Annotated in this window: 9 protein-coding genes; 5 read left to right on the forward strand and 4 right to left on the reverse strand. The window is 69.3% G+C overall.

What is annotated here, in order from left to right:
* The first annotated feature begins 123 nt into the window (after nucleotides 1-123).
* Nucleotides 124-1,032, forward strand: coding sequence for an EamA family transporter (locus KBY96_RS12980; RefSeq protein WP_254979879.1), 909 nt, complete (start codon nucleotides 124-126; stop codon nucleotides 1,030-1,032).
* A complete protein-coding gene (locus KBY96_RS12985; RefSeq protein ID WP_254979880.1) occupies nucleotides 1,032-2,039 on the forward strand; it encodes an SDR family NAD(P)-dependent oxidoreductase in 1,008 nt (335 codons plus the stop codon). Before KBY96_RS12980 ends, KBY96_RS12985 begins: the two co-directional genes overlap by 1 nt.
* Before the next feature lie 21 nt (nucleotides 2,040-2,060).
* On the opposite strand, the gene KBY96_RS12990 is transcribed toward KBY96_RS12985, so the two are convergent.
* From KBY96_RS12990 to KBY96_RS13000, 3 genes are all read right to left on the reverse strand, one after another.
* The gene (locus tag KBY96_RS12990; RefSeq protein WP_254979881.1) at nucleotides 2,061-2,348 is read right to left on the reverse strand and encodes a 4a-hydroxytetrahydrobiopterin dehydratase; all 288 of its coding nucleotides are present in this window, start codon (nucleotides 2,346-2,348) and stop codon (nucleotides 2,061-2,063) included.
* A 69-nt stretch (nucleotides 2,349-2,417) separates the two neighbouring features.
* The gene (locus KBY96_RS12995) at nucleotides 2,418-2,732 is read right to left on the reverse strand and encodes a hypothetical protein (RefSeq protein WP_254979882.1); all 315 of its coding nucleotides are present in this window, start codon (nucleotides 2,730-2,732) and stop codon (nucleotides 2,418-2,420) included.
* A 65-nt stretch (nucleotides 2,733-2,797) separates the two neighbouring features.
* Entirely contained in the window at nucleotides 2,798-3,250 is a 453-nt protein-coding gene (locus KBY96_RS13000; protein ID WP_254979885.1) for a secondary thiamine-phosphate synthase enzyme YjbQ, read from the reverse strand.
* Nucleotides 3,251-3,376: 126 nt separating this feature from the next.
* Between KBY96_RS13000 and KBY96_RS13005 the strand changes: the two genes are divergently transcribed.
* Genes KBY96_RS13005 through KBY96_RS13015 form a run of 3 tightly spaced genes read left to right on the forward strand, consistent with a single transcriptional unit; the run spans nucleotide 3,377 to nucleotide 5,747 of the window.
* Nucleotides 3,377-3,652 (forward strand): hypothetical protein, encoded by a 276-nt coding sequence (locus KBY96_RS13005; protein WP_254979886.1) that lies wholly within the window; start codon nucleotides 3,377-3,379, stop codon nucleotides 3,650-3,652.
* Nucleotides 3,653-3,666: 14 nt separating this feature from the next.
* Nucleotides 3,667-4,185, forward strand: coding sequence for a thiol-disulfide oxidoreductase DCC family protein (locus KBY96_RS13010; protein WP_254979887.1), 519 nt, complete (start codon nucleotides 3,667-3,669; stop codon nucleotides 4,183-4,185).
* Nucleotides 4,182-5,747, forward strand: coding sequence for an NAD(P)/FAD-dependent oxidoreductase (locus tag KBY96_RS13015; RefSeq protein ID WP_254979888.1), 1,566 nt, complete (start codon nucleotides 4,182-4,184; stop codon nucleotides 5,745-5,747). Before KBY96_RS13010 ends, KBY96_RS13015 begins: the two co-directional genes overlap by 4 nt.
* A 24-nt stretch (nucleotides 5,748-5,771) precedes the next feature.
* Here the strand turns inward: KBY96_RS13015 and KBY96_RS13020 are convergent, their stop codons facing one another.
* Complete coding sequence (locus KBY96_RS13020; protein ID WP_254979889.1) at nucleotides 5,772-6,413, reverse strand: hypothetical protein; 642 nt, start codon at nucleotides 6,411-6,413, stop codon at nucleotides 5,772-5,774.
* Between the last annotated feature and the right edge of the window lie 274 nt (nucleotides 6,414-6,687).

Below are 6,687 nucleotides of genomic sequence, written 5' to 3' on the forward strand. Positions count from 1 at the left end.
GGCGCTCATGGCTCAGCTCACCAACTGTTGGGCATCGTGGCAGGCCCTCCGCCGGCCGGCACGGGTGCGTCGGCAGATCGGCTCGCGCCACCATGCCCCGCAGTGGACCGACGCGCTGCGCCGATGCTGAGTGGGGTGCCGTGGCTGTGGCTGGCGCTGGGCACGGCCCTCGGCGAAACCCTGCGCGATCTCTGCCTGCGCACCGTGCTGCGCCACTCGGGCTGGAGCACCCTGCGGGTGATCGGCCTGAGCAGCGCCCTGGCGGGGCTGCTGCTGCTGCCCCTGCTGCTCAGCCAGCCGCAGGCCATCGACGCACCCGCCTTCACCGCCGCGCTGCTGCTGGGGGGCAGCCTCAATGCTCTGGCCTTCTGGTGCTATGGCCGGGCCATCGCCCAGGAAGACCTGAGCCTGGTGCTGCCGCTGATCAATCTCTCGCCCGTGGCCCTGCTGCTCGCCGGCTGGTGGGTGCTCGGGGAGCGGCCCGGCCCGCTGGCGGTGCTGGGGGTGGCGCTGCTGGTGCTGGGGGCCCTGCTGCTCGGCCATCCCACCGGCCGCCCTGGCCTGGCGGGCGGCGGCCTCGGGCGCCTGTGGGCCAGTCCCGGCTGCCGCGCGATGCTGCTGGTGGCCCTGCTCTGGGGGATCGGCGCCAGCGTCGACAAGCTGGGAGTGAACGCCGGTGGCAGCCTGGCCTGGGTGCTGGCCCTGCAGCTGAGCATCGGCACCAGCCTGCTGGGCCTGTCGCTGCGGCAGCCGGGGCCGGCGCCACAGCGGCGGGCTGGGCGGATCGGGGCGGCCCTGGTGCTGGCCCTGGCGCTGGCGGCCCTGGCCGCCGCAGCCGGTACGGTGCTGCAGATGGAGGCGATCCGCCAGACCGCCGTGGTGCACGTGATCGCGATCAAACGGCTCAGCACGCTGATGGGCAGCGGCGCCGGCGTGCTGGCCCTGGGCGAGGCCGAGTCGGGGCGTCGGCTGCTGGCCGCGGCCCTGATGCTGCTCGGGGCGGCCACCGTGCTCTGGGGGGCCCTGGGCTGATGAGCGCATCCCGCCACATCCTGATCACCGGTGCCAGCTCGGGCATCGGCTTCCAGGCGGCCGTGCGGCTACTGCGCGCCGGCCACCGGCTCACCCTGCCCTGCCGCGATGGCGTGCGGGCCGCCAGCACCGCCCGCCGCATCGCCACCGAGGCCGGCGCAGCCGAGGCCGGCACCGGCCCCGAACCGCAGGTGCTGGTGTGCGACCTGGCCGATCTGGAGAGCGTGAACCGCTGCGCCGAGGAGCTGCTGCGCCGCGGCGAGCCGATCGACACCCTGGTGCTGAACGCCGGCCTGCAATACACCGGCGCCCCCGAACCGCGGCGCTCGGCCCAGGGCTACGAGCTCACCATCGCCGTGAACCACCTGGCCCACCAGCTGCTGGCCCAGCGCCTGCTGCCCCTGCTCCAGGCCGGCCGGGAGCCACGGGTGGTGGTCACGGCCTCGGAGGTGCACGATCCGGCCAGCGCCGGTGGCCGCGTGGGCAAGCCGGCCGGCCTGGGCGATCTCGGCGGCCTGCGGCAGGGAGCTGGCTTCACGATGGTGGATGGGGTGTCGCCCTTCGATGCCGACAAGGCCTACAAGGACAGCAAGCTCTGCAACCTGCTGTTCGCCCGCCGGCTGCAACAGCAGCTGCGGGAGCTGGGGCTTGAGCAGGGGCGGACCTGGCCCGTGATCGCCTGGAGCCCCGGCCTGGTGATCCCTCGCACGGATGGGGGCTTCTTCCGTTACAGCCGCCGCCACAACGAAATCGGCCAGCGGCTCTTCGCCCTGGTGGCCCGCGACCTGCTGCGCCTCACCGAAAGCGTGGAGCAGGCCGGAGCGCTGCTGGCGGCCCTGGCCGCCGATCCGGCCCATGCCAGCGGAGGCTTCCACTACTGGAGCAACCGGGTGCTGGGGCCGGGCCGGCGTCGCTTCGAGGCGGTGGAGCCGAGCGTCGAGGCCCGCGACGACGGGTTGGCCGCAGCGCTGTGGGCGATCAGCGAGGAGCTGGTGGGGCTGAACTGAGGCTTCAGCCGGGGAGCTGGATCAGCCGGCCAGCTCGTCGATGCGCTGGGCCAGCTGCACATCCAGGTTGGAGAGGCCGCCGGTGTCGTGGGTGGTGAGATCGATCGTCACCCGGTTCCACACGTTGCTCCATTCCGGGTGGTGGCCCAGGGTCTCGGCCGCCAGGGCCACCTTGGCCATAAACCCGAAGGCCTCGGTGAAATCGGCGAAGCTGAGGTCCCGGTGCAGCTTGCCCGCCTCCAGGCTCCAGGCCGGCAGGGTCGAAGGCAGGGCATTGATCTGCTCGGGCGTGAGCGGGGTGGCAGCCATCGGCGGGGAAAACGCGGTGACGGCATGGTGGCGTATCCGACGCGGCGGCTGACCGACAGGTGGCTGACCTCAGGGGGTGGGACCGAACAGGATCGGCCGGCGGGTGGGTTGGGCGTCTTCGGCAGTGCTCCAGCTCACGCGGCAGTTGAACAGGCGCTCACCCGGCTCACCGACGCGCTCGTGGTGCATGGCGGTTACCACGGCACCGTTGGGACGCTGTCCCTGGGCCCGGTTGCAGGCATCCACCGGCGAAATCGGGGAGATCAGCTCCACCACGCCACGCATCGGGGCTTCGGCAGGCGTTTCAGCAGCCTGCAGGGGCAGGCCCACCGCCGCAGCGCAGAGCAGGGCAGCCACATGGGCAAGCGGCAAGGGCGAGGGCATGGGCGCGAACACCGGCACCCGCAAGCTAGGCCGCCCGCGGCTGAGCTCAGGCGAGGCCCAATCGTTCAGGCGCCGATCAGATGCAGGCTCAGCCGGCGGCGGTGGCTGCGGCCGCGATGCTCCCACAGATACACGGCCTGCCAGATGCCGAGCACCAGCCGTCCCCGCTGGAAACTGAGCTGCAGGGAGGTGGCGGTGAGGGCGGTGCGGATGTGAGCAGGCATGTCGTCGGGGCCCTCATCGGCGTGGGCATAGGCACGCCGTGCCCCCTCGCCGCTGAGGGAGCGGAAGCCCTCAGCCGGCACCAGGGCACGCAGGTAGGCCGCCAGGTCGTGCAGCACCCGCGGATCGGCATTTTCGTTGATCGTGAGGGAGCAACTGGTGTGCTGGCACACGAGCGTGGCCACGCCCAGATCCATCCCGCTGGCGGCGATCTCCCGGTTGAGCCCGGCCGTGAGGTCGGTGAAGCCCTCGGCGGCGGTGGTCACCTCCACCTGCCGCAGGCACTGGTTCAGCATCTGGTTCAGCCTCCCTTCAAGGCAACGCCGGCCGCCTCCAGGCTGCACCAGATCTGCCTGCCGGTCAGCACCTGGGACCATGCTGGAGGGCGCTGCCTAGCATCGAATCAGTTGGTCGGTACGGCCATGGCCTCCATCACCCGCAAACTCCACCGCAGCCTCCAGCGCAGCTTGGCGCTGGGCCTCGCCGGTGCCGGCCTGCTGGCTTTGGCGGCGCCCCCGGCCCAGGCCCAGCGGGTGGTTCCCAAAATCGGCAACATCTGCCCCCTGGGCTATGTGGACATGTTCAACGGCAAGTGCAGCACCCTGGGCCTGATGAACTACACCGTGCAGCCCACCAACGGCCAGGCCTGCCCGGTGGGCTGGATGAACGTGGGCGGGCGCTACTGCCGCAAGAAATAGGTCTCCCCACAAGGATGTCCCGGAGCGATAAGGCCCAGACCATGCAGCAGCCAGCCAATGACGGGACCACGCGGTGTGGCGTGTCGGCGGCGGCCATTGCTCCGCCACCCAGCCAGCCCGCTGCGACCCAGCTGCGCATCCTCTACGACGGCGCCTGTCCCCTCTGCCTGCGCGAAGTGCGCTTCCTGGGCCAACGGGATCAGCGCCGCCACCCGGGGGCACCCCGGCTGGCCTTCGTGGACATCAACGATCCGGCCTACGACCCCTCGGCCCACGCCGGCATCGATTACCGCGCCGCCATGGGCCGGATCCAGGCGATCGCTGCCGACGGTGAGGTGCTGCGCGATGTGGCCGTGTTCCGCCGCGCCTACGGCCTGATCGGCCTGGGCTGGCTCTATGCCCCCACCAACTGGCCCGGGGTGCGCCAGCTGGCCAACGCCGCCTACGGGCTCTGGGCCCGCTGGCGCCTGCGGCTCACCGGGCGGCCGAGCCTCGATGAGCTCTGCAGCGATCGCTGCCGCCCGCTCCCATGACCCCCACGCCGTCTCGCGGCGCCTCGGATCCGGATCTGCTGGTGGTGGGCAGCGGCCTGGGAGGCCTCTGCGCCGCAGCCATGGCGGCCCGCCATGGACTCGAAGTGCTCGTGCTGGAGGCCCACGACCAGCCCGGAGGTGCCGCCCATGGCTTCGAGCGGCGGGGCTTTCAGTTCGAATCGGGCCCCTCGCTGTGGTCGGGGCTGGGGAGCTGGCCGAGCAGCAATCCCCTCGCCCAGGTGCTGCGGGCGGTGGGCGAGAGCGTGCCGGTGGCCACGTATAACGACTGGGGCCTGTTGCTGCCCGAGGGCCAGCTGCGGGTGGGGGTGGGGCTGGAGCCGTTCCTGGCCCTGGTGCGGGAACTGCGCGGCGCCGCCGCCGCTGAGGAATGGACGGCGTTCATGGCCTGGCTGCAGCCCAGTTGCCAGGCCGCCCGGGCCCTGCCGCTGCTGGCCCTGCGGCCCGGGCTGGGCCTGGCCGCCACCCTCGGCCGCCAGGGGTTGGGGCTGCTGGGTCAGGCCGGCCGCCTGGCGGCCCTGGGCGGGGCCTTCGGGCCGATGGCCCGGCGGCGCCTGAGCGATCCCTTCCTCCTGCACTGGGTGGATCTGCTCTGCTTCCTGATCTCCGGGCTGCCGATGGATCACACCAGCGCCGCCGCCATGGCCACCCTGTTCGGGGAGTGGTTCGAGCCCGGCGCCTGCCTCGATTACCCGATCGGCGGCAGCCCCGCGGTGGTGGCCGCCCTGGTGCGGGCCCTGGAGCGCCACGGCGGCGCCCTGCGCACCGGCAGCCCGGTGGCGGAGGTGCTGGTGAACGGAAACCGGGCCTGCGGGGTGCGCCTCGCCGATGGCCAGCGCATCGGCGCCCGCCGCGGCGTGATCGCCAACGTGAGTCCCTGGAGCCTGCCGGAGCTGCTGGCGGAAGGGTCCATCCCGGCCCGCTGGCGCCGCCGCCAGGCCGACACCCCGGCCTGCCGCAGCTTCCTGCACTGGCACCTGGCCCTGCGCGGCGACGACCTCCAGCACCTGCCCATCCACCACGTGTGGGTGGGCGACTGGCAGCGCGGCATCGACGCCGAGCGCAACATGGCCGTGCTGTCGATGCCCTCGCTGCTCGATCCCTCCCTGGCCCCTCCCGGCCACCAGGTGCTGCACGGCTACACCCCGGCCAACGAACCCTGGGAGCTGTGGAAGGATCTGGAGCGGGGCAGCCCGGCCTACACCGCCCTCAAGGCCGAGCGCTGCAGCCTGTTCCACCGCGTGCTCGCCCCCCTCATCCCCGACTGGCGCGAACGGGTGGTGCTGGAGCTGCAGGGCACGCCCCTCACCCACCAGCACTACCTGCGCATTCCCCAGGGCAGCTATGGCCCCGCCTGGCACGCCGATGCCGGACCCTTCCCCGGCGGCGGCACCCCGATCGAAGGGCTGGTGCTCTGCGGAGCCGGCACCTTCCCAGGCATCGGCGTGCCGCCGGCGGCGGTGAGCGGCGCCATGGCCGCCCATCGCTTCGTGCCTGCCCGCGAGCAGCGCCGGCTCCTGGAGGAAATCGGCCTGGCGGCCTGATCAAAACTTCAACCGGATGCGATCTCAAACAAGAGCGTTAATTTCAGACGGAGATCTCTTATCCCAGCGAACTCCCCGCTTAAGCACGCGTCCAGGGCAACCACCAATTACAGAACACGAATCTTCGGGGCCAAATGGCCTAGCGATGACTGAACCACTGGCGATAATAGTATCAGAAGGAATCAGAACACCTTTGAGTATCTTAATATCTTCACAGAGCCAGACACGATCGCCGATCACAACATCCTGCGGAATATTGATTGCCTTGCCAGATGCGATATCAATAATGGCGTGGCCATCAGATGTTCTAATCTTAACACCCCAGGATGCCATGCAGTCATTTCCCATTCTGAATGCAGCATTACCGTCTGTCATTTGAATCTCCATCCCGTTACAACGCAAACCCGTGCCGATAACTGCAGACTGCCCCTCACCTCGCTGGGACAGCACTTTAAGATTAATGATATGATCATCGGTATCCCCGATTTCAACATGCTTATGGTTTCCGTCCAAGTGAATCAACAAGCCTCTATAGATTCGCGCACTACCAACAGACACATTGCAGCCATGCCCAGAGATCATGATACGTGATCCCTCAAAGCGGGCGGATGGGGAGATCTTCAATCGATTACTAGCATCTGCCTGAACAGTCAGGCCCTGAATCATCACCATAGTGGAACAAGCTAGAGCGCAGAACAAGACATAGTGTAGCCCATAAGAACTCAGCCACAAAAGAATAATTACCCACAAGCCGACACGGGAAAAATATGGCTAAGAAGATCGGTTGGGCTCAATATTCTCGCGGAACTGGAATTAAGGAGGCTCTGGAAAACCCGCGCCATCCGCGCGAAAATACCTCTGCAATCGCTGGTACGCACTGGGATGATGGGCAGCAAGCAGCTCGGATTCGGTGACTACGAGCAGGCCACCGCCAAGAAGC

It is taken from the genome of Cyanobium sp. ATX 6A2 (assembly GCF_024346355.1).
Classification (GTDB): domain Bacteria; phylum Cyanobacteriota; class Cyanobacteriia; order PCC-6307; family Cyanobiaceae; genus NIES-981.